23 protein-coding genes, 1 pseudogene and 1 riboswitch are annotated in these 24,552 nt (G+C 55.6%); of the genes and pseudogenes, 13 read left to right on the top strand and 11 right to left on the bottom strand.

Annotation, left to right across the window (positions count from 1 at the left end):
• Positions 1 to 500 precede the first annotated feature (500 nt).
• A complete protein-coding gene (locus AC1DFB_RS19320; RefSeq protein WP_170406968.1) occupies positions 501 to 1,817 on the top strand; it encodes a UDP-glucose dehydrogenase family protein in 1,317 nt (438 codons plus the stop codon).
• Positions 1,818 to 1,847: 30 nt separating this feature from the next.
• Here the strand turns inward: AC1DFB_RS19320 and AC1DFB_RS19315 are convergent, their stop codons facing one another.
• From AC1DFB_RS19315 to AC1DFB_RS19290, 6 genes are all read right to left on the bottom strand, one after another.
• On the bottom strand, positions 1,848 to 2,780 hold the full coding sequence (locus tag AC1DFB_RS19315) for a hypothetical protein (protein ID WP_170646813.1): 933 nt from the start codon (positions 2,778 to 2,780) through the stop codon (positions 1,848 to 1,850).
• Between the two features lie 6 nt (positions 2,781 to 2,786).
• Positions 2,787 to 4,100, bottom strand: coding sequence for a TRAP transporter large permease subunit (locus AC1DFB_RS19310; protein WP_170393803.1), 1,314 nt, complete (start codon positions 4,098 to 4,100; stop codon positions 2,787 to 2,789).
• Between the two features lie 4 nt (positions 4,101 to 4,104).
• Positions 4,105 to 4,638 carry a TRAP transporter small permease gene (locus AC1DFB_RS19305; protein WP_170406962.1) on the bottom strand — a complete coding sequence of 178 codons (534 nt, stop codon included), beginning with the start codon at positions 4,636 to 4,638 and terminating at the stop codon, positions 4,105 to 4,107.
• A gap of 70 nt (positions 4,639 to 4,708) precedes the next feature.
• Positions 4,709 to 5,683 (bottom strand): TRAP transporter substrate-binding protein, encoded by a 975-nt coding sequence (locus AC1DFB_RS19300; RefSeq protein WP_170393799.1) that lies wholly within the window; start codon positions 5,681 to 5,683, stop codon positions 4,709 to 4,711.
• 52 nt (positions 5,684 to 5,735) lie between these two features.
• The gene (locus tag AC1DFB_RS19295) at positions 5,736 to 6,986 is read right to left on the bottom strand and encodes an NAD(P)/FAD-dependent oxidoreductase (protein ID WP_480922790.1); all 1,251 of its coding nucleotides are present in this window, start codon (positions 6,984 to 6,986) and stop codon (positions 5,736 to 5,738) included.
• Positions 6,983 to 8,116: an enolase C-terminal domain-like protein gene (locus AC1DFB_RS19290; RefSeq protein WP_480922789.1), complete on the bottom strand. Its 1,134-nt coding sequence runs from the start codon at positions 8,114 to 8,116 to the stop codon at positions 6,983 to 6,985. Before AC1DFB_RS19290 ends, AC1DFB_RS19295 begins: the two co-directional genes overlap by 4 nt.
• A 96-nt stretch (positions 8,117 to 8,212) precedes the next feature.
• Between AC1DFB_RS19290 and AC1DFB_RS19285 the strand changes: the two genes are divergently transcribed.
• Positions 8,213 to 9,133 carry a LysR family transcriptional regulator gene (locus AC1DFB_RS19285; protein ID WP_480922788.1) on the top strand — a complete coding sequence of 307 codons (921 nt, stop codon included), beginning with the start codon at positions 8,213 to 8,215 and terminating at the stop codon, positions 9,131 to 9,133.
• Here AC1DFB_RS19285 and AC1DFB_RS19280 read toward each other — a convergent pair.
• Positions 9,094 to 10,788 (bottom strand): thiamine pyrophosphate-binding protein, encoded by a 1,695-nt coding sequence (locus AC1DFB_RS19280; protein ID WP_480922787.1) that lies wholly within the window; start codon positions 10,786 to 10,788, stop codon positions 9,094 to 9,096. The genes AC1DFB_RS19285 and AC1DFB_RS19280 overlap by 40 nt on opposite strands.
• A 111-nt stretch (positions 10,789 to 10,899) precedes the next feature.
• On the opposite strand from AC1DFB_RS19280, the gene AC1DFB_RS19275 reads away from it, so the two are divergent.
• On the top strand, positions 10,900 to 11,604 hold the full coding sequence (locus tag AC1DFB_RS19275; protein WP_480922786.1) for a GntR family transcriptional regulator: 705 nt from the start codon (positions 10,900 to 10,902) through the stop codon (positions 11,602 to 11,604).
• On the opposite strand, the pseudogene AC1DFB_RS19270 reads toward AC1DFB_RS19275, so the two are convergent.
• Positions 11,599 to 11,691, bottom strand: a pseudogene (locus AC1DFB_RS19270) (hypothetical protein); the annotation flags it as partial. The gene AC1DFB_RS19275 and the pseudogene AC1DFB_RS19270 sit on opposite strands and share 6 nt — an antisense overlap.
• On the opposite strand from AC1DFB_RS19270, the gene AC1DFB_RS19265 reads away from it, so the two are divergent.
• The 6 genes from AC1DFB_RS19265 to AC1DFB_RS19240 all read left to right on the top strand — a co-directional run bounded on the left by AC1DFB_RS19265 (position 11,652) and on the right by AC1DFB_RS19240 (position 17,721).
• Positions 11,652 to 12,311 carry an aspartate/glutamate racemase family protein gene (locus tag AC1DFB_RS19265; protein ID WP_480922785.1) on the top strand — a complete coding sequence of 220 codons (660 nt, stop codon included), beginning with the start codon at positions 11,652 to 11,654 and terminating at the stop codon, positions 12,309 to 12,311. The pseudogene AC1DFB_RS19270 and the gene AC1DFB_RS19265 sit on opposite strands and share 40 nt — an antisense overlap.
• 194 nt (positions 12,312 to 12,505) lie before the next feature.
• Positions 12,506 to 13,513: a phosphate acetyltransferase gene (gene pta, locus AC1DFB_RS19260; RefSeq protein WP_480922784.1), complete on the top strand. Its 1,008-nt coding sequence runs from the start codon at positions 12,506 to 12,508 to the stop codon at positions 13,511 to 13,513.
• A gap of 69 nt (positions 13,514 to 13,582) precedes the next feature.
• A complete protein-coding gene (locus tag AC1DFB_RS19255; RefSeq protein WP_170406937.1) occupies positions 13,583 to 14,614 on the top strand; it encodes a putative sulfate exporter family transporter in 1,032 nt (343 codons plus the stop codon).
• A gap of 169 nt (positions 14,615 to 14,783) precedes the next feature.
• Positions 14,784 to 16,013 carry an AGE family epimerase/isomerase gene (locus tag AC1DFB_RS19250; protein WP_170635733.1) on the top strand — a complete coding sequence of 410 codons (1,230 nt, stop codon included), beginning with the start codon at positions 14,784 to 14,786 and terminating at the stop codon, positions 16,011 to 16,013.
• A gap of 144 nt (positions 16,014 to 16,157) precedes the next feature.
• Positions 16,158 to 16,400 carry a hypothetical protein gene (locus AC1DFB_RS19245; protein ID WP_170393778.1) on the top strand — a complete coding sequence of 81 codons (243 nt, stop codon included), beginning with the start codon at positions 16,158 to 16,160 and terminating at the stop codon, positions 16,398 to 16,400.
• Between the two features lie 46 nt (positions 16,401 to 16,446).
• Positions 16,447 to 17,721: a hypothetical protein gene (locus AC1DFB_RS19240; protein ID WP_170406931.1), complete on the top strand. Its 1,275-nt coding sequence runs from the start codon at positions 16,447 to 16,449 to the stop codon at positions 17,719 to 17,721.
• Positions 17,722 to 18,031: 310 nt separating this feature from the next.
• On the opposite strand, the gene AC1DFB_RS19235 is transcribed toward AC1DFB_RS19240, so the two are convergent.
• Positions 18,032 to 19,513 carry an aminotransferase-like domain-containing protein gene (locus AC1DFB_RS19235; protein ID WP_170406928.1) on the bottom strand — a complete coding sequence of 494 codons (1,482 nt, stop codon included), beginning with the start codon at positions 19,511 to 19,513 and terminating at the stop codon, positions 18,032 to 18,034.
• 615 nt (positions 19,514 to 20,128) lie between these two features.
• On the opposite strand from AC1DFB_RS19235, the gene AC1DFB_RS19230 reads away from it, so the two are divergent.
• The 4 genes from AC1DFB_RS19230 to AC1DFB_RS19215 all read left to right on the top strand — a co-directional run bounded on the left by AC1DFB_RS19230 (position 20,129) and on the right by AC1DFB_RS19215 (position 23,639).
• Positions 20,129 to 20,629 carry a TRAP transporter small permease subunit gene (locus tag AC1DFB_RS19230; protein WP_170393772.1) on the top strand — a complete coding sequence of 167 codons (501 nt, stop codon included), beginning with the start codon at positions 20,129 to 20,131 and terminating at the stop codon, positions 20,627 to 20,629.
• Between the two features lie 68 nt (positions 20,630 to 20,697).
• On the top strand, positions 20,698 to 21,747 hold the full coding sequence (locus AC1DFB_RS19225) for a TRAP transporter substrate-binding protein (RefSeq protein ID WP_170393770.1): 1,050 nt from the start codon (positions 20,698 to 20,700) through the stop codon (positions 21,745 to 21,747).
• A 160-nt stretch (positions 21,748 to 21,907) separates the two neighbouring features.
• Entirely contained in the window at positions 21,908 to 23,215 is a 1,308-nt protein-coding gene (locus AC1DFB_RS19220) for a TRAP transporter large permease (protein ID WP_170393768.1), read from the top strand.
• A gap of 13 nt (positions 23,216 to 23,228) precedes the next feature.
• Positions 23,229 to 23,639 (top strand): universal stress protein, encoded by a 411-nt coding sequence (locus AC1DFB_RS19215; RefSeq protein WP_170393765.1) that lies wholly within the window; start codon positions 23,229 to 23,231, stop codon positions 23,637 to 23,639.
• 70 nt (positions 23,640 to 23,709) lie between these two features.
• On the opposite strand, the gene AC1DFB_RS19210 is transcribed toward AC1DFB_RS19215, so the two are convergent.
• Positions 23,710 to 24,009 carry a CcdB family protein gene (locus tag AC1DFB_RS19210; protein WP_170509040.1) on the bottom strand — a complete coding sequence of 100 codons (300 nt, stop codon included), beginning with the start codon at positions 24,007 to 24,009 and terminating at the stop codon, positions 23,710 to 23,712.
• Positions 24,009 to 24,239 carry a type II toxin-antitoxin system CcdA family antitoxin gene (locus AC1DFB_RS19205; protein WP_170406922.1) on the bottom strand — a complete coding sequence of 77 codons (231 nt, stop codon included), beginning with the start codon at positions 24,237 to 24,239 and terminating at the stop codon, positions 24,009 to 24,011. The genes AC1DFB_RS19210 and AC1DFB_RS19205 overlap by 1 nt, the downstream gene beginning before the upstream one ends.
• Before the next feature lie 179 nt (positions 24,240 to 24,418).
• Positions 24,419 to 24,524: riboswitch (TPP riboswitch) on the top strand.
• The last annotated feature ends 28 nt before the right edge of the window (positions 24,525 to 24,552 follow it).

The raw sequence follows: 24,552 nt of genomic DNA, 5'->3' as shown, positions 1-24,552 counted from the left end.
CCCCCCATCGCGAAGCCTTAAAATAATTAACAGATTGCTCGCACCGCCGCTCGACACCACGAAAACTGATTGTGAGACTATATGAAGCTTCGCATTCTGGCTATGCCCAACGCCTGCTGAAGCGAAGAAGTGCCTGATATTACGTTTAGGATTGAGAATGCGCGCCTGCGGTCGAACGAATGTCATCGTCGGAAATCCGATCTGGCAACGAATCTTGATCGTAACACGCCGTTCTTCGCCGAGACCAGATAGCCAGTTCAACGCAAGCCACGAACAGCACTTGAACAATTCACCACAACAAGCATATTCGGTCGCCAAGAAACAGTCTGATGATTTTGCCCTATCGCCCGCAACACCTCAGAAGTGCCGAGCTGTTGTTGAAAGCAAGCCGGCAATGCCTAAGCGGTTGTAACTATCGAGCCCTAAAAGCTCTCAATTCAGCGGTTGAAAGAGACCATGAAATACGCCACTGGCGAAACCCAAAGGAAGGAATTCGATAAATGCGCATTGCGATGATTGGCACGGGATATGTCGGTTTGGTGTCCGGGGTTTGCTTTTCGGACTTTGGCCATGATGTGATTTGCGTCGATAAATCCGATCGCAAGATCAAGATGCTTCAGGATGGAGAGGTGCCGATTTACGAGCCGGGCCTTGATGTGCTCATGACTAAGAACGTGGCTGCTGGCCGCCTGACCTTTACCACCGACCTGGCCGCTGCGGTCGACGGCGCGGACGCGGTGTTCATCGCTGTGGGCACACCTACGAGACGCGGGGACGGGCACGCTGATCTGACTTATGTGATGGCCGCCGCCGAAGAAATCGCTCATTCCATCACCGGATATACGGTTGTCGTAACCAAATCGACTGTCCCGGTCGGCACCAACCGCAAGGTTCATGAAGTTGTCTCGGGTGCAAATCCGAAGGCGGAATTCGACGTCGCATCGAACCCCGAATTCCTGCGCGAGGGCGCTGCAATTGATGATTTTATGCGCCCGGATCGTGTTGTCGTAGGGGTCGAAAGCGAACGAGCGGCGGATGTCATGGCCGAGATTTACCGCCCGCTTTATCTGCGTGACTTTCCGATCCTGACCACTGATCTAGAAAGCGCCGAGATGATCAAATACGCGGCGAACGCATTCCTGGCGACCAAAATCACGTTCATCAATGAAATCGCCGGTCTTTGCGAGCGGGCAGGCGGCGATGTCAAAGAGGTGGCGCGCGGTATTGGTCTGGATGGGCGGATCGGCAACAAGTTTCTGCACGCAGGCCCTGGCTATGGCGGCTCGTGTTTTCCGAAAGACACCGCTGCACTTGCCCGGATCGGACAGGATTTTGCCCACCCGATGCAGATCACCGAAACCGTCATTCGTGTGAACGATGAGGTCAAGAAGCGGATGATCGAGAAGATCCGGGATGCCTGCGATGACAGCTTCAATGGCAAGACCGTGGCGGTTCTGGGTGTGACTTTCAAGCCCAACACCGATGATATGCGCGACGCACCTTCCCTGACTATCGTTCCCGCCCTGATCGGTGGCGGTGCCCAGGTCCGCGTTGTCGATCCGCAAGGCCGTGCCGAGGGGGAAGCGCTGCTTCCTGGCGTCAAGTGGATGGATGATCCCTACGCCGCGGCCAAAGATGCGGACGTTGTTGTCTTGCTGACAGAATGGAACGAGTTCCGCGCCCTGAACCTGAGCGAGCTGGCGGAGACGATGAAATCGCCCCGCATGGTCGACTTGCGCAATATCTACTCGTCGACGATGGTTCTGGGATCGGGATTTGAGACCTATGTCGGCGTCGGGGTTGGGGATCAGCGTTAGGGCTGGCACCGCCAATGCCTCTCACCCAAATCAACTGGTTGTGGCAGCCGTCTGATACAGTCGGCGCATGATCAGCGGCGTCAGATACATCGGTATCTGATAGGCCCCGATGAACACCATGATCGGCGCGGTCACTTCAGGTGGCAGTGCCACGAAGAATATCGCGATGTTCCGGTTTCCGGCGATCAGAGACACCGCCGTAGCCTCGGCCCCGGGCATTCGAGTTCGTGTGAATTGGAATGAGACAACCTGAGCCCCAAAGTTGATCAGACAGGCAAACGCGATCCAGAACAGCGCGACACGCGGGTCCACAAGTGCGGTTGCGCTCAATGATGGCATCAGGCCAACAACGAAAACGGACAGAGTAATCGTTGCCGCACCTTCTACGTTCAAAAGCGTAGACTTTGAAGGTTGGCGCAGCACCGTGCGGCGCAATATGACAGCCGCGAGAATCGCTATTGTGATGGTAAGAAAAAGCCGAAGCGCGGTCATCAGGACCGCCCTGAGATCACCCAATTCCGGCATCAGCCAAAAGATCGGTAACGCGGTCAGTGGCAAAACAGCCGTTCCAACCACGACCAGTCGCATCGCCGGTTCCGCAGAATAGCCCATCATCAGGCACATATTGGGGCTGCCGGATATTGATGGGGCTGCAGCCATGACAAGCAATGCCAAAAAAACTGGCGAACCGGTCCATCCGCAGGCAATTCCAATCCCAACGACAGACAACGGCAAAACCAATTGAAAGGCGGCAATCGTTCCCGCAACTTTTCGCAGGTCAACCAGCGAACCCACAATGGCCCCCGGCTGCATTCGCAGCAGCGTCAAAAACAGCAGGAGCATGACCAAGGGCGGTAAGAGAGGCCGCATCGGTGCGGCCAGCCCCGGCAGCAGAAGGCCTGCGGCAAGGCCCGATACTAACACATATGGGCCGTGACGCGCCGCGAGGTGAAGCGGGTTCAACGGCGTCTACCCACCGGGGCTTTGACGCAGGTTTTCGGGCAGCCACGTCGCCAACTCGGGGAACCAGATCAGAACGAACACCATCAGCACCATGATCAGGAACATCGGGATCGCAGCGCGGGCGATATAGCTCATTTCATGGTTAGTCATGCCCTGCATCACGAACAGGTTGAAACCGATGGGCGGCGTGATCTGCGCCATCTCGACAACGACCACGATGAAGATCCCGAACCAGATCAGATCGATCCCGGCGTCCCGGATCATAGGCTCGACAACGGCCATAGTCAGCACAACCGAAGAAATCCCATCAAGGAAGCATCCCAGTATGACGTAAAAGACCAATAGAACCATCAGCAGTTCGAACCGGGTCAGTTCCCAGCCCGCGATCAAATCCGCAAGCCCGCGCGGCAGGCCGGTAAAGCCCATCGACAATGACAGGAACGCAGCACCCGCTAGGATCAGCGCAATCATCGCACTGGTGCGGGTCGCGCCCATCAAACTTTCAGTGAAGGTCTTCCAGTTCAACGATCCCTGCCCTGCTGCCAGTAGCAGTCCGCCAATCACACCGAAAGCCGCCGCCTCGGTCGCCGTAGCATAACCCAGATACATCGATCCGATTACCACCATGATCAGCAGGATCACTGGCAACAGAAAGCGAGAGTTCTTAACCTTTTCGGAAAAGGTCAACTTGCTCTCATCGTTGGGGTTCCAGTCTTTGCCAACTTTGGAATAGATGGCGACATAGCCCATGAACATGGCAGCCAGCACAAGACCGGGTAGGATGCCTGCAAAGAACAGCTTGGTGATGGACTCGTTGATCGTAACGCCGTACACGATCAAGGTCAGCGACGGCGGAATCATCAGGCCAAGCGTAGCCGCACCCGTCAGCGTGCCGATGACCATGCGTTCGGGGTAGTTGCGCTTTCGCAGTTCCGGGATCGACATCTTGCCAACCGTAGTCAGCGTCGCCGCCGAAGAACCCGAGACCGCAGCAAACACTGTACAGCCTACGATATTCGTGTGGACCAGCCCGCCGGGCAAAGGTGCCATCCACGGCGACAGGCCTTTGAACATGTCTTCGGACAATCGGGTTCGGTAGAGGATTTCGCCCATCCAAATGAACATAGGCAAGGCGGTCAGCGTCCAGGAAGAGGACGCCGACCAGATCGTCGTGATCATCACATCACCCACCGGGCGTGTCGTGAACAGCTCCATCCCGACCCAGGCGACGCCCATCAGGGCCAGCCCGACCCAGACACCGGTGCCCAGCAAGGTGAAAAGGACAAAGAGGAAGAGGATAATAACGGATATATTTTCCATGCTCTTACTCTCCGTGGCTCTGATCGGCCAGATCGCGGGTGATGCGGTGATCACCCTTGAACAGGACATGGAACAGGTGATCGGTCAGCGCGATGGCCAGAATGACCGCTCCGATCAGCATGGTAGATTGCGGTATCCAAAGGGCGGTTTTATCTTGCCCCTGGCTGATATCGTTGAACTTCCAGCTCCAGTACACAAAGCGATAGGCATACCAGCAGAAATACCACATGACCGCCGAACCAATCGCAAAGCACCAGATTTCCAGAATTCTGCGAAAGCCATCGGGAACCGCGTTCAGGAGAATGGAGACTCTAATATGGCTGCCTCGGTTCAGGGCGTTGGCGAAGGCCAGAAAAGACGCAGCGGCCATCGCATATCCAGCATAGTCTGGCGCGCCGGGAAACACCTCACCGGTCCAACGGGCCAGCATTTGCACAACAATCAACACCAGAATGGCAATCAGGCTGAGCGCCGCCAGAACCCCTGCTGCCAGATAAATGAAATCCAGTACGGACCTGAGCCCTCGCATTGCCGCCATGCTGTCCCCGCTGTGCTTTTTGTGGATTGGGAGCAGACGGCAGGATGAACTGCCGCCCGCATTCGAATGGTTACTGAGAGTTGAACGCGTCGACGATAGCTTTGCCTTCGTCTCCGGCGGCCTCAAGCCATTCGTTGGTCATGGTGACGCCGATTTCTTTCAGCTCATTCGTCATCTGTTCGGATGCAGGACCAACTGTCATGCCGCCATCGCGCAGACCCTGAAGCGTAAAGCCGGTATATTCCTTGGCGCGCCAGTTACCTGCATACTCGGCCAGTTCCGCACAGCCTTTGATGACGTTCTTGTTCGCATCCGAGACACCGGCCCAGACATCCGAGTTCACCATCACGTAGTTGCGCGGCAACCAGGCATCCACTTCATAGAAGTAGTTCAGACTTTCCCAGACCTTCCGGTCATAGCCGGTCGACCCGGATGATACCATGGAATCCGCTACTCCGGTGGCAAAGGCCTGGCTGATCTCAGCCGCCTCGATGGTGACGGGCAGCATACCAGTCAGTTCGGCCAGGCGTGAGGTGGCGTTGTTATAGGAGCGGAACTTGATCCCCTCCATGTCCGCAACCGAGTTCACTTCGTTCTTGAAATAAAGCCCTTGCGGAGGCCAAGGCACGGCGTAAAGCAGCGTCAGGTTCTGTTCAGCCAGCAGCTTTTCGATGGACGGCTTTGCCGCATCCCACAGCTTGGCGCTGTCGTCGAACGACGTTGCCAGGAATGGGATCGAGTCAAAGCCGAACAGCGCGTTTTCGTTCTGGTGCCCAGACAGCAGACGCTCACCAATCGGGGCTTGCCCGGTCTGGATCGCACGCTTGATGTCGGCACCTTTGAACAGCGAGCCGGACGGGTGTGTGACGATTTCAATCTCACCACCGGTTCCTGTGGTGACACATTTGGCGAACTCCGCGCCGGTGGCCGAATGGAAATTCGATGCCGAATAGGCCATCGGCATATCCCATTTCTCTGCCATTACTGGCGCTGCTGCGGCAGCCGTCAGAGCGGTTGCTGCCAGAAGGCTTGTCAGTTTTTTCATCATGTTTCTCCCTGTTGAGTTTTGAGACGCCGGCGTTCTTCGCCAGTCATTTCTATGTTGCGAAACGCGAGGGCGCGTAGACGCTCATGTCAGTGTTCGGTGTTCTGCCCGCAATTATCTGGGCCAGAAGTCGCCCCGTTTTCGGCCCGCCTGTCAGGCCAATGTGATGGTGCCCAAAGCCCATATACGCACCGCTAATCCCCGGAGCCTCACCGATAATCGGGATCGAGTCGGTTGGTGCTGGGCGGTGCCCCATCCATTCCACTTCCTCCTTCCATGTCAAACCCGGGAAGGCCATCCGGGCATTCTTGCGCATCAATTCAAACGGCGCGCGTGAGGGTGGCGCATCAAGACCGCCAAATTCCACGATGCCAGCCAAACGAATGCGGCCATCCATCGGTGTGGCGACAAATTTGCCGGAAACCACCATGACCGGACTGCGCGGCATGGCAGAAGGCTCCACCAATTCAAGATGATAGCCGCGTTCGGTTTCAAGGGGAACAGAAATGCCCAAAAGCTTAGCCAAAGGTCCCGACCAAACGCCCGCAGTTACAATTGCCGTATCACATGCGATGGTTTCGCCTGCCGCCCGTATACCGGTTACGCGACCATTTTCCTGAACCACGTCATCGACCGCTGCACGTAGGATTGTGCCCCCATGTGCCTCGACATACGCCGCCAGATCTTTGACGTACCGACCAGGATCCGTGATATGGCCATGATCCGAAAGTTTCGCCGCAAAACCGATATCTTCACTATAGACCGGGTCGTAGGCGTGAAAGCCCGGGCCTTCCAATTCTTCCCATGTGAATCCGTTCCTGCGCCGAATGTCCCAGCCAAACGCATCATCATTGAAATGCGCGCGGTCCTTGTACAGGAACAGATAGTCAGACGGCACGATCCATTTTTCAGCGCCTGTGCCCTCGGCCAGCGCTTTGTGGTCGTTCAGGCTATCGCCAACAATTGGCGTCAAAGCTGACGCGATGCGTTCCACATCTGATGCATTCGCATGACTCAGATATTTTGTTAGCCAAGGAATCAGCTTTGGAAGATACCCCCATCTCAGAAACAACGGTTGTGACGGGCTGAGCAGCATTTTGGGCGCCTTCCGGAGCAGCCCTGGAACAGTCACCGGAACAATCGAGCATGACGCCAATACGCCCCCATTGCCGTGCGAGGTGCCCTCTCCCGGTCCGGCCTTGTCGATCAGGATTACCTCGTGACCATCCCGCTGCAGCCAGATTGCGGCTGAAACGCCAACAATCCCAGCGCCGATGATCGCTATGGTCTTCTTCTCGCTCATGCCCCCACCGCCTTGGCCACTGCATAATCCTCAAGCTTGGTTACATCAGGCCTGTTGCCGAGCCCGGGTGCGTCAGGAACTACAACTTCGCCGCTGCTTACTTGGAAAGGGCTTTCCAGAATGTCTTCTTTCAGGAAGTAGGAGGCTTGATAGAACTCGCAGCCCAAAGTGATTTCAGGGGTTGCCGCGATCATATGCGTGCCTGCCAGATGCGCCAATCCGGCTTCGAACATATCACCACCATAGGCCATCAGACCATGTGCTGCAGCAATACGCGCGACGGTTTGCCCGCGCGTAAGGCCACCGGATTTCATGATTTTCACCGATATGCCATCGCAGATACCATCACGCGCGGCGCGCTCCATATCTTCGGGTCCAAAGACGCTCTCATCAGCAAGAAGTGGCACGTCGATCATCTGTCGCAACTTGCCCATCATGCCGAAATGGTGGGCGCGGACGGGTTGCTCGATGAAATCCGGGGCAAATTGCGCGACATCGCGAACCTGCGCCGGTGCGTCCTCGATACTGAGCCCCTGATTGTAATCTACACGAACCCTGAATTCCGGGTGGTTCTGTGCGAGATATTCCAATCGCATGATATCGAAGGCGTGATCCTTGAACCCGGTCTTGAGCTTTACAATCCGAACGCCATCGGCCTGCAATTGTGCCAGCAGCTCAACATCCTGAGCAAAATCCGGGTTCGCAATTGAGCAACTGAGTGGAATGGTTCCCCGGCACTTCCCACCCAGCAGAGACCAAACAGGAACCTTGCTGATTCTGCCCGCAAGATCCAGCAAAGCGGTTTCCAATGCAGCCTTTGCCTCGGTGCAATGAGCCACGGCATAAGCTGCCTGTGCCATGATCGCTGAACGGTCGCCCACTCTGGCCCCAACCACAAGTGGGCGCAAATAGCGATCAAGGGCTGCATAAGTGGCCTCTGGGGTGCCCGTGAAGACAGACCAGGGGGAGGCCTCTCCAAATCCTTCATTGCCGTCCTCGGATCTCAGCCGCAGGACGACGACTTCGCATGTTCCTTCGACGGACCCGATGCCATGATCACGGCGAGACGTCACGGGCAACTCAAGGTGCCAGAGATCATAGCCGATGATTTTCTGTGTCAGATCGCCCATTGCACCCCCTGCCAATGGCCGAAGCCTGCCTTGACGGGGATATCATTTCAAATACTATATTATCTAGAGGTCATCAGGAAAAATGATACTATAGCGATGTCCCTGCGATTTCGTCAGCTACAGGCTTTTCACGCTATCATGGAAACCGGCACTGTCACGGGTGCGGCCTCGGTGCTTGGGATTTCACAGCCCGGGATCAGCAATCTGTTAGCACAGCTAGAGCGCGAAGCTCGTTTGCCGCTGTTTGAACGCAACAAAGGCCGGTTGCTGCCTACGCCAGAAGCTGAACTTCTATACCGCGAGGTTGATACGGTTGTTCGGGGGCTGGATCACGTGGCGCAGGCGGTCACGGATCTGCAGAACAAGCATCCGGGTCAATTGCAGATCGCCGCACCACATCTGCTATCCTTCGGCTTCATGCCGCGTGAGATCGCTCGCTTCGCAGAAAGCCGCCCGAACCTGTCGGTGAGTTTTCAGTCGCAGTATTCCTCGAAGATTCAAGAATGGGTAATCTCTGGCCTGTTTGAGATCGGCATTGTCGAGATGCCCATTCTGCATGACACACTGAACTATCAGGTCTTTGAGTTCGAAACGCTGGCGACCTTTCCGGAAACCAGCCCTTTGGCAGAATATGATGAGCTCACACCTGAAATTCTTGAAAACGAACCATTCATCGTGATGGGGCCAGAGCATCAAACCCACCGACGAACTCGGGACATCTTCCAATCAGCGGGGCGCAACTGGCGGACCCAGATTCACACCCATCTGTCAGAAAACCTGCTAAGTTTCGTCAAGCAGGGCATGGGGGTCGCGATGATCGATCCCTTCACTGTCACCTTTGACGACGAGAGCGGGTATCAAACCCGCCCCTTCCGACCGGCTGTGATGCTTGATCTGGCCATTATCACCGCGAAAGGGCGACCCCTATCAACGATTGCACAGGATTTTCTGGCTCAGCTAACCCCTTCGATCGCCTCTTATGCCACCCATTCCGAAACCGGTGCAGCGGCCTCGTGAAGCGGTTGTGAGTAAATGTCGACCAATGTCGGGCCATCATGCTCGATAGCCAGTTTCAGAACTTTGGACAGGTCTTCGGGATCTTTGACAGTCCATGATTTCACACCAAAGGCGCTCGCAACAGCGGCGTGGTCGGTGCGGTTGAAATCAACATTGTAGTATCTCTGCCCAAACCCTGCGTCCTGTCCGGCCTTGATCCAGCCAAAGACCGAGTTCGAGAATACAATTGAGGTGATCGGCATGTTGTGCCGCACCATGGTTTCGAACTCACCACAGGCAAAGCCGAATGAGCCGTCTCCCATCACCGACAAGGTCTTGACCGAAGGCCGTCCAACATGTGCACCCATTGCGGCACCCAAGGAATATCCCAGCGCCCCATGCGCCCGGTTGGTGATGAAATGCCGCCCCGGTGTCCGCCAGCGGTAATGCGCGCTGAAATAGGGACAAGGCGTGCCGGGATCAGCGACAACAATCGCATCGTCATCAAGGATATCCATCAACGAGGCCATGACAGCCTCGGGCCGGATCGGCGTTTCGCGGCTGACCGCAAGCGGGGCAAACGCGGCCATCTTGGCCGCCCATGCTGCGCTTGATTTGGCCGTGCCACCCAGGCTGGGCAGGTCTTGGCGTGCCGCCAATGCGACCGCCAAGGCTTCCAGCGCGAGACGCGCGTCGGCACAAATAGCGACTTCGGTCGGATAGTTGGCTCCGATCACCATCGGGTCACTGTCGATATGAATGATGGTGGCATCGCGCGCAGGGCTTCTCCAGCGCTCGGTCGTGACGGATCCTGCGCGACATCCGATGAACAGAACGACATCCGCCGCATCTACCACAGCGCGGGTGGCAGGCACCCCGCCATTCGATCCGACAACACCAAGCGCGAGCGAGTCTGTCTCGGCAATCGAGCCCTGCCCCGACACGGTCGTGGCGACAGGCATATCCAACAGTCCCGCAACCCGGCGCAGTGCGTCGCTTGCCCCTGATAGAACGGGTCCACCGCCACAAACGGCTACGGCGGATTTAGACTTTGAAAGTATCTCTGCTGCCGCCTCGACCGCATCCATGTCGGGGCCTGCACGTTCCGCCGGATAGCTGCGATGTCTTGCATCCGCCCAGATCTCTGCCTCGTCCACCGGCGCTTTCTGAGTATCGAAGGGCAAGGCAAGATGTGTGGCCCCAGGTGTACCGGTGGTCATTGCACGGAATGCCGCACGAACCATGGCCGGCAATCGCGTGGCATCATCCAGCGACGCATTCCACTTGGCCAGCGGCTTGAACAGCGCGGGTTGGTCCAATTCGGTCAGCGGGTACTTTCCCCGGCTGGTTGTCGCCACATCCGAGGTGATCGCAAGAATAGGAACCGAGCTTTCGTTGGCTTCGACCACGCCAGGTAGAATATAGGTCGCCCCGCCTCCAGACGGGCCTTCGCAGACACCCGGCTTACCTGTCACCCTTGCATAACCATCCGCCATGTAGGCCGCATGACGTTCATCCCGCGTCAGAATGTGCTGAATACCGTGATCCATCCGAGATAGCGCATCATAGAATGGCAAGGTTGTATCACCACATAGGCCAAACATGTGCTTCACGCCATGCGCCTCAAGCATACGGACCATTGCCTCGGCTCCGGTCAGGTAATTCGTTCCTGTCATGGTCGGCGACTCCCTTAAACCAATCTGCACACAGACCTGTATACAGTTTTGTATATTGATTTCAAGACTGGCCTGTGGCACCTGTGGGGCAACGACCAAAAGGCAGTACCAATGGCAGGTCCACGCGTTGATGATATCTACGATCAGGTGAAGGCCATGGCGGTTTCATTCCGCCTGCGTCCCGGCGATCGTTTGAACGAGGTCGCCCTGTCGAAAGAGCTGGGCGTCAGCCGCACCCCTTTGCGCGAAGCACTGAACCGGCTGGTCGCCGAACGTTTATTCGACTTCCGCCCGGGACAGGGTTTCTTTTGCCGCCCATTGGATGCCCAAAGCATTTTTGACCTGTTCGAGCTGCGCCAAATCATCGAAACCGCCGCCGTCCGCGCAGCGTGCACCAAGGCCACCACAGAACAACTGCAGGCGCTTCACGACGAACTTTATGCGACGGGTATCGATATCACCGGGCTTACCGTTGAAGAGGCCGTCACGCGAGATGAAGCGTTTCATCTGGGCATCGCCCGGCTGTCTGGCAACATGGAATTGCTGCAAACCCTGATGCGGATTAATGAGCGCATTCGCTATATCCGATGGATTTCCATGAGTCTGGACCGGGTCCAACGCTCAAAAGACGAACATAAGCGCGTCATGCAGGCCTTGATGAACCGCGACGCTGATGAGGCCGCGCAGGCTTTGGGCACCCATATCAACAAGCGGATTGATCAGGTGCAGGACGCGGTGCGCCATGGGATATCAAGCATCTATATGGAAGGGTCCGACGATATCTCGACCCGCATCATTCAGGAGGCGCAGTCATGATCGCGCAGGGCGGAAAATCCATATACGGCGCATCTGTCGGCATCCTGATGTTGGACGCACAGTTTCCACGTATTCCCGGTGACATGGGCAACGCTCGGACATGGCCGTTTCCCGTGCTCTATCGCATCGTGCGCAACGCCTCGCCTGATCTGGTGGTCCGACAAGGTGCTGAAGGAATGCTTGGAGCGTTCATCGATGCCGCACGGGAACTTGTCAAAGACGGGGTAGACGGGATCACCACCAATTGCGGCTTTCTTTCGCTGTTTCAGGATGAACTGGCCGAGGCGGTTCCTGTTCCGGTCGCGACGTCCTCGATGATGCAGGTCGATATGGTGAACCGTATCCTTCCTGCAGGAAAGCGTGCCGGCATTCTAACCATCTCCGCCTCAACACTTACGGATGAGCACCTGCGAAAGGCACAGGTCCCCGACGGAACTCCAATTGGCACCACCGAAAGCGGCAGCGAATTCACAACCGCTATTCTCGAAAACGCATTGACGCTGGATGTGGACAAAGCCCGCGACGACAATGTCGAAGCAGCGCTTGCGCTGCAAGCGGGCAATCCCGACCTTGGTGCAATTGTACTGGAATGTACAAACATGTGCCCTTACGCGGCGGACATACAGCAGGCGACTGGTTTGCCAGTGTTTTCTATTGTTACTTTCATCAACTGGTTTCAGGCCGGGCTGACCCCGCCAAGGTTCTGATCGAGTGACCCCGTAAGTCCAGAGTAGCCGCCTCCTATAGCCAGATGGCGATTCTGGACCTATCGGCAACAGCTTGACGGTGAACCAGAACCAAGCAATCAAGAAACGAAATCGGAACAGCGCCAAAACGATCATCGTTAACCTCAAGGCACCTGTTCTGACACCGATTAACTACAGTTCAGGAACCGAGACGCATGACGAAAACACCGATCGAGTTGTTGGCGGCCAGTGCCTCGGAAACCCGCCCAGTTGTAGCGCTGAGCGAAGGCACCGATCCCCGCATTGTTGCCGGAGGATTAGCCGCCCATAAGGCTGGTCTGGCCGATATTATACTCGTTGGACCTGAGGCCGACGTTATAGCCGCGCTAGAGGCAGAGGGTGGCTCTGCCGGGGATGGTATTGCCATCCATGATCCTGCGCATTCGGAACTGACTGACGCTTTTGCGGCCGAGTATCATTCTCTGCGCAGACACAAAGGTGTCGACGAAGCCAAGGCACGCAAGGCCGCAGAAACTCCGCTGGTCTATGCAGCGATGCTGGTACGGCTGGGCCACGCAACCGGGACCGTGGGCGGCGCAGTCCATACCACGGGCGATGTCGTCAGAACTGCCATCCAAGTCATCGGGATGAAGCCCGATGCTGGAATGGTATCCTCGTTCTTCCTGATGTACCCACCCGAGGCCGCCGCTGTGGGCGCTCGCGCCATGCTCTATTCAGATTGCGGCTTGGTGATCGATCCGACATCCGAAGAACTGGCAAACATTGCGGCCGCTTCAGCGGTGTCCGCGCGGGCATTGCTGCAGGAAGAGCCAAAGATCGCGATGTTGAGTTTCTCAACAAAAGGCAGCGCCCAACACCCAGCGGTGGACAAGGTCGTCAACGCGACAGAAATTCTGCGGGCGAAACACCCAGAGTTGAATGTGGATGGAGAGCTGCAATTTGATGCCGCCTTCGTGCCGTCGATTGGTGAGCGAAAATCCCCCGGGTCCTCGGTCGCGGGTCAGTCGAACGTCAAGATTTTCCCAAATCTGGATGCCGGAAATATCGGGTACAAGATGACTCAACGGCTGGGCGGTTATCTGGCGATCGGTCCGGTTTTGCAGGGGCTCGCCAAACCGGCCAATGATCTATCGCGCGGATGCAGCGCGGAAGATGTGACGCAGATCATCGCGGTGACCATCCTGCAGGCGCGCGAACCCTAAACTCGGCAGCCCGCCTGCTTTATCGCGCAGGCCCGCGACCCATTCATTACAAACAAAGGACCATCCGTTATGGCGTCCGCCGATCCCTCAGCCCTATCCCTCACCGAGCGGAGCAAGGAGCGTGTTCGCACGCTCTTTCCCGGCGTCATGATTGCCGTAACCGTTGCCGTCGCCGCCAAGTTCCTGTCCGAGCATTACGCGACCCCGGCCATGCTGCTTGCCCTTCTTCTAGGGATTGCGGTCAGCTTTCTGGGCGAAGAAGGAAAAACCGTTGAGGGGATCGGATTCGCCGCACGCACACTTCTGCGCCTTGGCGTGGCCTTGTTGGGTGTGCGCGTGTCGATGACCCTGATGCTGGGTCTGGGCTGGGACCTGATTGCCCTTGTGATCGTCGGAGTGCTGTTGACCATAGGTTTTGGCCTGTCCGTAGCTCGTTTTTTTGGCCACAAATGGCGCTTTGCCTTTCTGACCGCCGGTTCGGTCGCAATTTGCGGTGCATCGGCGGCAATGGCGATCAGTGCAATCCTGCCCAAGGACGAACGCTCGGAAGAGCGTCTGATTTTCACGGTCATGGGCGTGACCGTTTTGTCCACCATCGCCATGATCGCCTATCCGATCCTCGTTCGCTCATTAGGGATGAACGATATTGCGGGCGGTGTGTTTCTGGGTGGCACCATCCATGATGTGGCTCAGGTTGTCGGCGCGGGATTTTCGATCTCGGAACAAACCGGAGATACAGCGACGCTGGTCAAATTGTTCCGCGTGGCGATGCTGGCACCGGTGGTTTTGGTCGCTTCACTGATTATTCGTGGCTTTGCTGAAATGGACGCAGACGGGAAACGCCCACCGCTGTTGCCGGGATTCGTGTTAGGATTTCTGGTTCTCGCTGCGGCATCCTCATTCGGATTGATCCCGCCAGCGATTTCAGAATTTCTAAGCCAATGCTCTCGATGGTTGTTGCTTGTTGCGATCGCAGCTGTTGGGATGAAGACAAACCTTAAACAGATCCTGTCGGTCGGTGCAGCCGCAATCGCCCTCATCATAGTGGAGACGTTGTTCATCGCCGTGGTAATTCTGGCCGGGATTAACCTATTAACCTGAAGCAGTTACCAAGAGTTTCCGCCGACTGCGACGGCTGAACGGCAACCCCTGACATTCCTGTGCGGGTTTGCCGATTGCCTTCGTGCGCGGTGTTTGGTTCATTGGCGACTGGCGCTTTGCAGCGCTTTTTCGTTCGATTCCGAATGGTCCCTCAAGCGAGATGAAGAATATGGACAACACCTTGCCTCTGCCACCCGGCCCGCATTCCGAACCGGGCTTTTGGCTTGATACATCTGAACACCGCACGTGGTTGAAAGATCAGGCTATGCGACAGTTGGCGTTTTTCAGCGCAAGTTGTCGGACCGAGCCAGGATTTTTCATCCTCGACCATGATGGCAGCCCGCTGCCAAACACATTGCAGGAACTGCACACGACTACACGCCTAGTGCATTCTTACGCTCTGGGGCATCTGATTGAATTTCAAGGCGCAGAGCGGATCATTGATCACGGTATGGCCTACCTCAACAGCCACCACAAAGACCGGGATCACGCCGGTTACCTTTGGGCTTTGGATGGCGACAACATCAAGGATGATCGCAAACTTGCCTACGGGCATGTCTTTGTTCTGCTCGCTGCCTCAAGCGCAAAACAGATAGGGCACCCGGAAGCTGACAAACTGCTGACCGAAGTCCGGGATATCCTTGATACACATTTCTGGGATGATGAGACCGGGTTGTTCCGCGACGAATGGAACCGCGATTGGACGCCGTTTTCCACATATCGCGGAATGAACGCGAATATGCACGGAGTTGAGGCACTGCTTGCAGCTTTTGAGGCGACAGGCGACGAAATCTATCTTACCCGCGCCGGTCGTATTCTGGATTTCTTTATCGGCCGGATCGCTCCTGCTGAAAACTGGCGCTTGCCCGAGCATTTCACCTCAGATTGGCAGATTGACCGGGGCTATGCCGGTGACCCGATGTTCCGTCCCGCAGGCACGACCCCGGGCCATTCGTTCGAGCTTGGGCGACTTCAGCTGCAGCATTGGGATTTATCAGGCCGACCAAACTCGGGCGCGCCCGAGTCATCGCGACGATTGATTGAGCAGGCCCTCAAGGATGCATGGCTGCCCGGCGGCGGCATGGCATATACGCTGGATTTTGGGGGTCGGGTCGCAAATGCGTCGCGGTTCTGGTGGCCAGTAGCTGAAGCCATTGGTGCGGTTGGAGCCCTGATCGCACTGGATAAAAGGCAAGAGGATGAAATTTGGTACAGAAAACTCTGGACCTTTGCGAATGAAACGTTCGTGGATCACCAACATGGCGGCTGGTTCCCGGCGGTGGATGAATCCGGTGACATCGTGACATCCATCTTTGACGGCAAACCGGATATCTATCATTCATTGCAGGCTTGCCTGTTCCCGCTATCGGGGCGCTTATCGCGGATGGTGCCGCTTTAGCGCGCGGATTCAAGCAAAGCGAGACCCGCATCGAGCCGGCTCAATTGAAGAGTCGGGGTAAATCTGCTATGTTAAATACATTCAACACCATCCGACGACCTGCGAATTCGGATGCGTTTCTTGACGAACGGATAGGAGAGTTGAATGGCAAATCAAGCACGTGGAAAGCGAACGACCCGAAAGGGCACACTTGAGGTGAGACCACAACCATCGGCCCATTCCGCCCTGAGCGAACGGGCCGGGGCGTCAGGCCTCATGACCCCGCAAATGCTGAGCGAACGCGATGAGCGCGTCTCAAAAACTCGCAAAAAGGGCGGGCCTGCTTTGGAAGAAGATAATTCGGATCAATCCGGCAATGACGCTGATCCGACGGAACTGGATTACTAATCAATTAAGCACATTTTTTTGACATGAATAGATTACGGAGGCTGCTATGCCCTCGACCCATCAGCCAAGGATTTTCAACACAATAAACCTTACGGATTTCGATACTAACGGCCAAACCTCTACTGTGGGCGAGCCGACAGTTTCCAGCAACGGAGGTCAGATTCTGGCCACTGGCAACTGGTATGCAAGTCGGTCACTGGACGGCGGCCAAAGCTGGTCTCACATGAGTCCTTTCACGTTGTTCCCACCAGTTGACGGGGGGTTTTGCTGCGACCAGACCACGATTTACGACCCAAGCCGGGATCTGCTTATCTGGCTGCTTCAATATATCGAACAGGGGGGCACCAACACACTGCGGGTTGCGGTCAAACAAGGGCGCACCTTGGGGAACGACACATGGAACATTTGGGATTTCACCCCCGCCGGGCTTGATCCCGCGTGGAACAATGAGTGGTTCGACTATAATCACGTTTCGTTGTCCGAAAACTATATGTATGCGGGCACCAATGTGTTCTCGGCCGGGGCTAACCAGTTTACCCGCTCGGTCATTCTGCGGATTTCACTGGACGAACTGGCGACCGCGGCAACGCTATCATTCGACATATTCGAAACAGAAGACAACTTCTCTCTGCGCTGCGTACAAGGCGCACGCGGCGCGATGTACTTTGCCAGCCACAACACGAACTCGCAGATCCGCGTATTCAGATGGGCCGAGAACGCCTCGGACGTAGATGAATTCGACATCGATGTCACGCCTTGGTCCGCAGGCAATTATTCCGCGCAGACCACCGGTGGCGACTGGATGTCGCGCACTGATCCACGCATTATGGCTGGTTGGCTGGGACGCGGCGTTCTGGGCTTTATGTGGACAGCTAATCGTCAGACCAACAGGCCACTCCCTTTCGTCAGGACCGTCCGCATTGACGAAGCAACCATGTCATTGATTGACGAACCGGATATCTGGAACAGTCAGATCGCGTTCGCCTACCCCTCAACAGCTGTAAACCGGGTTGGTGATGTAGGGCTTTCGGTCTTTGCGGGTGGTGGGAATTTGCATCCGAGCCATGTTGTTGGCTCATACGACGATATCGATCTGACTTGGCGGCTGGCCCTCGCTCGACGTGGCACAGACACTCCGGGTCTGGGAAAATGGGGCGACTACACCAACTGTGCCGAGGTTGCCGATGATGGCTTCACCTGGCTGGCAGCCGGGTACACGCTGCAGGGCGGGAACACCCAAACTGACATCGAACCAACCATGACCTGGTTCGCACAACAGCGCTATGACGCACCACGTCGCCATCCGCCCGTTATCGTCTAAAACATTATAACCATTTATAATTCAGGGATCTACATCATGCACAGAGCGATTAAATCACAAGGCGTAAAGTCATTCTTGCGGCAGGAAGCCCCCTGGCTACTTATCGCCTTTGTTATTGCTGACCTATTCTACAAATGGGGGTCATTCGCCCTGGAATGCGTCGGCTTTCTGTTGACTTGGTACGTCCTGAGCCTTCTAGCCAGCCTGGTGTCACGTATGCTGTGGGGGGAAAACTCAGCTGTCGGAGATTGAACCATCGATCAATCTTTTTAAGCTTGCGGACTATTGGTTTGCCTCCCGCCCTGGTACATTACGAGTTTGTTGCGCGTAGGTCTGAAATCACTTCGGACAACAGCTCAATCCCTTTTCGGATAGAACCGGGTTGGATTGACGAGACGCCAAGACGAAAGTGGTATCTCCCTGCGGTTTTATTTGAAAAACAGGGCCCGATCGGCTCCACAATAACACCGCGTTTTAGGGCGGCTTGACATATCGTCATGGCATCCAACCGGGCCTCGGGATCAGAAAGCACAAAAACCGTTCCGCCAAATTCGCCCGTTTTCAGGAAATGGGGTAGCTTTTCACGGATCGTCGTATCAGCCAGATGCCAGCGCAGCTCATAATTCTGGCGAACCCTGCGCAACAAGCCATCATAGTACCCCAAGTTGATAAACGCTGCAGCAGTGTGCTGAAGGATCATCGGCGGATGGCGCATCATCATGCCCCGGCAATCGCGCGCGGCGTCAATAAATTCTGGCGCAGCCGCCAGGTACCCCAGGCGCAAACCTGGTGAAAGACCTTTGGAAAGGCTGCCCAAATAGATCAGTCGATCCGTGTCATCCAGACTGCGCAGCGGCAGCAAAGTAGAATGCCGGTAATCCACATCGCATTCGTAATCGTCTTCGACGATGTAAAAATCATACTCTTCAGCGGCCTGCAGCAAGGCCTTGCGGCGGCGCTCGGACATCGTAACGGTGGTTGGGTGCTGGCGATTGGGGGTTACGAATACCAGGTCAGCCTCGCGCAGAAGTTCATCGACGATCAAACCCTCGCTATCAATGGGTTGAAACCTTACATTCCCAAAATTTGCCTGAAGGATCTTGCGTGCATCCGGATATCCCGGATCCTCCATAACCGCAGTTTTATCGCGCCCGCCGAACAACAGGCTGGTGATAAACAACCCGTTTTGCGAACCCAATGTGATCAGGATTGAATCGCTGGGTTCAAAAATACCGCGACGGGGCAGGATGCGCTGCCGGACCTGCTCGATAAGTTCAAAGCAATCCTCGTACAGCCCGTCTGCAGACCAGATTTTCAGATGCTTTCGATTCATGGCCAACCGAGTGCATTCGCGCCAATCCGCAACCGGGAATGCGCCATCATCGATTTGGTTGCACACAAACGGATAGTCGTACTTGTACCAGTCATTTGGGCGCTGGATGGTTTCGATCTCCTCGGTGCGGCGCAGTTTGTTCAGTTTCTGGCCAATCGATGTGCGCTGTCTGGTGCTGGTTCGCCCAATCGCATCACCGTCCGTGCGAATCCCTACGTCAGAGCAGACATAATAACCCGAGCGGGGCCGGGCCTCGATCAGTTGCTCTTCTTCAAGCTTTCGATAAGCCGCGACGACCGTATTGATCGAAACATCGAGATCCCGCGCCAACCCCCGACATGAGGCAAGCTTTAGTCCAGACGGCATCAAACCTTCAAAAATGAGTCGTGAAATCTGCGAGACGATCTGATCTCGCAAACCGCTGGACTGAGTTTTGTCGATGCTCAACCGTTGTGTCATGTCCTGTCGGGCTCTAGTCGCAAATTCTGCGACGCGATTTGCAAACTGTATCCATGTTTTCAAGTGCTCCATGCAAAGTGGAAACGACGCCAAATTCCCAAATTCTGTGCTGGCAATGCTGAAAGCAATAGCGCTCTTACTAAAAGCGGGTTGATGATAACTCAAAAAAGAGGCTTCAGCCAACGCTATGTTTTTAAATACTTATACCGACCTGAGATGTGCTTAAGCAACCTGCGCTGCCATTGTTGAACTTGTAACATCTTAACGCTCGGGACTGAATCGCGGCATCGAACAGTCACTTGGCGCGATGAAATCTGTACCCATTATTACAAACAACTGTATCTTTCTCAGTCGAACTCCTTCGCGTTTGCTGTAGCGATCCGGGAAGTTCCATGTCGAAATTAGGGATCACCCGGGCCGTTCGATGCGACTAGGGAGGGAGACCGTTCGCATGGTTTTGCAGGAGTGGGATATGCGTCGACTCTGTGAACAGCGATTCAGCAAACGTTTCTCTGATGTCCGTCCGGACCCCGACGCGAAGGGTCAAGTACATCAATTCAGCGCACAGATTTCTTGAGGGAGAACCAGATCCATGAAAAACACAACGAGGTTGGCATGCTGATGCGCGGTCTGGAAAAGCTGACAAGCGCAATCTCAGAAGTCATGGGCCGCATCGGCTGGTTTCTCATCTTGTATTGCATGGCGTTTGGCGTGTCGGACGTATTCATGCGCTATGTACTGAACGCGCCCTCCCAGTGGATCGGCACCACATTGCAAGCTGCGATGGTGTTGTTGGCCTGCACCGGCGGCGTCTATGCGTTGCAGCATGACAGTTTCGTCAAACTCGACCTGTTTTATGCAAACGCCAGCAAGCGGTCAAAGGCGATTTTGGATGTCCTGACGGCACCGATTGCAATCCTGTTTCTGGTCGCATTGATCTGGAAGGGTTACGAAGCCGCATCGCTGTCTCTGATGCTTAATCAGAAGACCCCCACATCCATTCCGATCCCGATTTATCCGATCAAATTTGCGATCCCACTCAGCGGAGCAATGGTTCTCTTGGTGGTCCTGAAACACTTGCTCCGCGACCTGCAAACGATCTTCGGGCGCAGTTAGGCACGCTGGCCTGGGCGCCTGCAAATACAAACGAAAATAGACTGATCCACTAACGAGGAGGAATTAACATGAAACCAAACAGGTTTGTGCACACAACCATGTGGGCAGGCGCCATAGCCGTGACCGCAAGCATTGCCGTCGCACAAGATGGGCCGCCGGATGAAGTAACCGAGTGGACCTTCCAGCCCGCATTTGACCAGACCGATGCCGGCTGGGACAATGGCCTGATCCCTTGGGTTGAAGCAGTTGAAAAAGCGACTGAAGGCACGGTCAAAATCCGTGTTGAGCCCGCAGGGGCGCTGGTCAGTGGTGCAGAGGCCTTTGGCGCAGCGGCTGCTGGTCTGACCGATGGCTACGCGGGCTGGGGTTCAGTCTATGGTGGCGACATGCCCGAAGGCATGCTGGCGTTTGGCATGGCCATGGGCGCCGACAACACCGAAGAAGCGTGGGAAGTGATGTGGGGCAACCCCGACTACCGCGTTGGGGACATCGTGCAAGAGGCCGCCAACGCGCGGAACCTGCAATGGGCAGGCTGGACCAACCAGGGACCGAACGCAATGTTCACCAAGTTCCGCGTCGAAAAACTGGAAGATCTGGAAGGCCGCAAGATGCGCGCCGGTGGACCCCAGGCCATCTTCCACTCGACCATGGGCGGCGCGCCGGTCTCGATGAACGGTGGTGAGATTTACACCGCAATCAAACTGGGCACCATCGAAGGCACCTACTGGGATACAGGCGGCATCGATGACATGTCGTTCCAGGAAGTTATCGACTATGCGATTATGCCCGGCTGGAACCCTGCTCAGCACCAGGAGATCTTCATCAACCTGCAGAGCTGGAACGCCCTGACCGACTGGCAGCGCGAAAAGATCAACGGTGTTTTCGAAGAAACCTATTTCGAAACCAGCCGCATGCATGCGGAAGGTGTCGAAGAAGCGCTTCAAATCCTGCGCGATGCCGGTGGTGAAGTAATCGAGCTGAGCGATGAAGAAGTTGCTCGTATGCGCGAGAAATCCATTGCCGAAGTGTGGCCGCAGGTTGCAGCCGCATCCGAGGGCAACGCCAAAGGCGTGGAAATCTTCAAGAGGTTCCTGGAAGACAAGGCGAACGCGCAATAATCCCGCGCAATGTCATCTTTCCAATATAGCTAAAACTCTTTCGCTGGCCTGATCGTCGGGCCAGCGGACCAGACGGGCGCATGTCAGTGTTAAAAGCACTGCTGACACACAACCCGGCAAAGACCGCGCGAACGGCCACTAGGTAGGGAAACTAAAGATCATGAGCCTCGAACTAATTACAGCGCTGTATTTCTTAATACTGTTTGGGATCCTTTTCATGGGGCTGCCGGTTGCGTTCGGCTTGGGCGGAACAGCGGTTCTATTTGCCCTGGTTTTCGAACCTCGCGCGCTGTTGTCCGTGCCCAGTGCATTCTATTCAACGCCTTGGAATTCGGTACTGGTCACAGTGCCATTGTTCTTGTTCATGGGCTCACTCATAAGATTTTCGGGGATAGCCGAAACGGCCTATGACGCCGTTTACAAGCTGATCGGCCACATTCATGGTGGTCTCGCGATGGGTACAGTTCAGGTCTGTACTGTTTTTGCTGCAATCACCGGCATCACACCACCGGCGACCACCACGATGGGTCAGATCGCCTATCCTTCGATGATGCGCTACAAATATGATCGCCGTATCGCGATCGGTTGTATCGCGGCAGGCGGTGCGTTGGGTGCTCTGATCCCACCAAGCGTTCCGTTCATCTTCTATGGATTGCTGGCCAAGGTTTCGATCGGTGACCTGTTCATGGCGGGGTTGCTACCCGGCCTGATGCTGGCCACGTTCTACACGATCTACATCGGCGTACGTTGTAAAATCCAGCCCGAGCTGGGCCCCGCCCTGCCCGCTGATCAGAAATTCACCCGCACCGAAAAACTGACCGCCGTTCTCAGCATCTGGCCGTTTGCCTTACTCATCATCATCGTTCTGGGCGTCATCTGGGGCGGTATCGCAACACCGGCGGAAGCTGCCGCATTTGGTGCCGCAGGCGCCTTTGTCATCAACCTGATCTACGGCAAACTGACCTGGGAGGTGCTGAGGGAATCGTTGGTGTCCACCTTGAAGCTCAGCGGTATGGGGCTTTGGATTCTGATTGGTGCCACTGTCTATCTTAATGTGTTCAACACGCTTGGCAGCCAGGACCTGCTGACCAATCTGGTTCTTTCCATGCCCGGCGGTGCAACCGGCATCCTGCTGATGATGATGCTGATCATCCTCGTCCTGGGTATGGTGATGGATGATTGGGCCATCATCATGCTGTGCACACCACTGTTCATCCCGATTATCGACGAATTGGGGATCGACAAGCTGTGGTTTGGCGCGCTGTTCATCGTGAACATCCAAATCGCTTACCTGACACCTCCGTTCGGTTTTGTGCTGTTCTGGATCAAAGGGGTTCTGCCCAAGGATGTCAGCATGGGGGATGTCTACAATTCGGTTGGCCCGTTTGTGGCACTCCAGTTCGTTGGCCTGACCCTAATCTTCATCTTCCCGCAGATCGCCACCTGGTTGCCCAACATCCTGAAATAATCCGGAGGTACAGATGTATAACCATATCCTCGTTCCAGTCGCCCCTGATCACATCAACGACTGTGCCAAATCTCTGGATGCAGCAAGCCGCTTGCTGTCGGATGGCGGGACAGTATCGGTGCTGTCCGTTCTCGAAGAACTACCTTCGTATATCGGGTCGTACTTTCCACCCGAGCAGGTTCAGAAAAGCGTTTCTGATTTTGAGGACAAACTGAACGCATCGATGGAGTCTCCGAAGATCGGCACTCATGTTGTTACAGGTCATCCAACAAATTCCATTCTGGATTGGGCCGAAGAACACAAAGTGGACTGCATAGTGGTGGCGTCACACCAACCGGGCCTTTCGGACTATCTGATCGGTTCAACGGCTGCACGTGTGGTCCGTCATGCACATTGCAGTGTCGTGGTACTGCGCGACAAGTAGAGCAGAAGCATAACACCTGACAGGTGTTATGCGCGCAAAGTGGCTGGCCAATGAGGCCAGCTATTGTCGTTCAGAACCCTTGCATCAGCATGTCTACAGCCACGGTGATCTGCTCGAAATCATCTTTCAGATGACCCACTGGTGATTTGAGGAGTCCCACAGGAACAGCAGCCATGAACTGGGTCACCATTACAACCTGCTCACCATCTATCAGGAATTCAGGGTTGAGGCGGGTCGCTGGTTTCGGCGCACGTGCTTTTGACAAAAGCGGCACCACTATGCGGGTATTCAGATCGCTCAGAAGATCGGTTTGCACATCCAGAAGATAGCCATCGCCGGATGGGTTGGGGAATACATCGTATTTTGGCATCAGAACTGACGAAAGCGGTCCAAGGGCAACCCGTGCCGTTCAACATACGAGTTTGAGCTTTGCAGTGCCTCCGCGTTTTCGGCCCTCCACTGTGCTGCCTTCGCAGCGGCAACGGCGGCACGCACTCCTTCTTCGGCGGCGCGCGACAGGTTCACGTTCAGCGCTCTGGCCTCGGTGAGTAAAGCGCTATCAAGTGATAGATTGGTCGGTTTGCGTGGTTGAGCGTTCATTCTGTCTTAGCCTCCATGTGCCCGATAATATCAATATACTATATGCGCGTCAAATATGCGCATATCTCCTAAAGGACTTCTCTGGCTTCGTGGCCCGTTCTTATGGTATTTCATTCAATGCTTATTGAACGAGAACCTAACGATTTCGGTTGAAATCGTCCTCTCATCCCCCTAATCACGACCCTACCTCGGGGTGCGCTAAAGACCGCGCTGAGATGCCAATTGGCAAACCCGTTGAACCTGAACCGGCTAGAACCGGCGGAGGGAAAGGTACAGGTTTTATCCATCCTTACCCTCTCGCCGCATTGGAGGA

Source organism: Ruegeria sp. S84 (assembly GCF_056583445.1).
The sequence above is the reverse complement of the archived record's forward strand: the minus strand, read 5'-3'. Positions and strand labels throughout refer to the sequence as shown.

What these genes read in the sequence shown, in the direction of transcription:
- AC1DFB_RS19300 (WP_170393799.1), bottom strand. Translation starts at nt 5,683, where the DNA reads ATGAAAAAACTGACAAGCCTTCTGGCAGCAACCGCTCTGACGGCTGCC.
- AC1DFB_RS19225 (WP_170393770.1), top strand. Translation starts at nt 20,698, where the DNA reads ATGAAACCAAACAGGTTTGTGCACACAACCATGTGGGCAGGCGCCATA.
- AC1DFB_RS19215 (WP_170393765.1), top strand. Translation starts at nt 23,229, where the DNA reads ATGTATAACCATATCCTCGTTCCAGTCGCCCCTGATCACATCAACGAC.
- AC1DFB_RS19210 (WP_170509040.1), bottom strand. Translation starts at nt 24,009, where the DNA reads ATGCCAAAATACGATGTATTCCCCAACCCATCCGGCGATGGCTATCTT.
- AC1DFB_RS19285 (WP_480922788.1), top strand. Translation starts at nt 8,213, where the DNA reads ATGTCCCTGCGATTTCGTCAGCTACAGGCTTTTCACGCTATCATGGAA.
- AC1DFB_RS19275 (WP_480922786.1), top strand. Translation starts at nt 10,900, where the DNA reads ATGGCAGGTCCACGCGTTGATGATATCTACGATCAGGTGAAGGCCATG.
- AC1DFB_RS19220 (WP_170393768.1), top strand. Translation starts at nt 21,908, where the DNA reads ATGAGCCTCGAACTAATTACAGCGCTGTATTTCTTAATACTGTTTGGG.
- AC1DFB_RS19295 (WP_480922790.1), bottom strand. Translation starts at nt 6,986, where the DNA reads ATGAGCGAGAAGAAGACCATAGCGATCATCGGCGCTGGGATTGTTGGC.
- AC1DFB_RS19290 (WP_480922789.1), bottom strand. Translation starts at nt 8,116, where the DNA reads ATGGGCGATCTGACACAGAAAATCATCGGCTATGATCTCTGGCACCTT.
- AC1DFB_RS19230 (WP_170393772.1), top strand. Translation starts at nt 20,129, where the DNA reads ATGCTGATGCGCGGTCTGGAAAAGCTGACAAGCGCAATCTCAGAAGTC.
- AC1DFB_RS19265 (WP_480922785.1), top strand. Translation starts at nt 11,652, where the DNA reads ATGTTGGACGCACAGTTTCCACGTATTCCCGGTGACATGGGCAACGCT.
- AC1DFB_RS19240 (WP_170406931.1), top strand. Translation starts at nt 16,447, where the DNA reads ATGCCCTCGACCCATCAGCCAAGGATTTTCAACACAATAAACCTTACG.
- AC1DFB_RS19250 (WP_170635733.1), top strand. Translation starts at nt 14,784, where the DNA reads ATGGACAACACCTTGCCTCTGCCACCCGGCCCGCATTCCGAACCGGGC.
- pta (WP_480922784.1), top strand. Translation starts at nt 12,506, where the DNA reads ATGACGAAAACACCGATCGAGTTGTTGGCGGCCAGTGCCTCGGAAACC.
- AC1DFB_RS19310 (WP_170393803.1), bottom strand. Translation starts at nt 4,100, where the DNA reads ATGGAAAATATATCCGTTATTATCCTCTTCCTCTTTGTCCTTTTCACC.
- AC1DFB_RS19305 (WP_170406962.1), bottom strand. Translation starts at nt 4,638, where the DNA reads ATGGCGGCAATGCGAGGGCTCAGGTCCGTACTGGATTTCATTTATCTG.
- AC1DFB_RS19320 (WP_170406968.1), top strand. Translation starts at nt 501, where the DNA reads ATGCGCATTGCGATGATTGGCACGGGATATGTCGGTTTGGTGTCCGGG.
- AC1DFB_RS19280 (WP_480922787.1), bottom strand. Translation starts at nt 10,788, where the DNA reads ATGACAGGAACGAATTACCTGACCGGAGCCGAGGCAATGGTCCGTATG.
- AC1DFB_RS19235 (WP_170406928.1), bottom strand. Translation starts at nt 19,513, where the DNA reads ATGACACAACGGTTGAGCATCGACAAAACTCAGTCCAGCGGTTTGCGA.
- AC1DFB_RS19255 (WP_170406937.1), top strand. Translation starts at nt 13,583, where the DNA reads ATGGCGTCCGCCGATCCCTCAGCCCTATCCCTCACCGAGCGGAGCAAG.
- AC1DFB_RS19205 (WP_170406922.1), bottom strand. Translation starts at nt 24,239, where the DNA reads ATGAACGCTCAACCACGCAAACCGACCAATCTATCACTTGATAGCGCT.
- AC1DFB_RS19245 (WP_170393778.1), top strand. Translation starts at nt 16,158, where the DNA reads ATGGCAAATCAAGCACGTGGAAAGCGAACGACCCGAAAGGGCACACTT.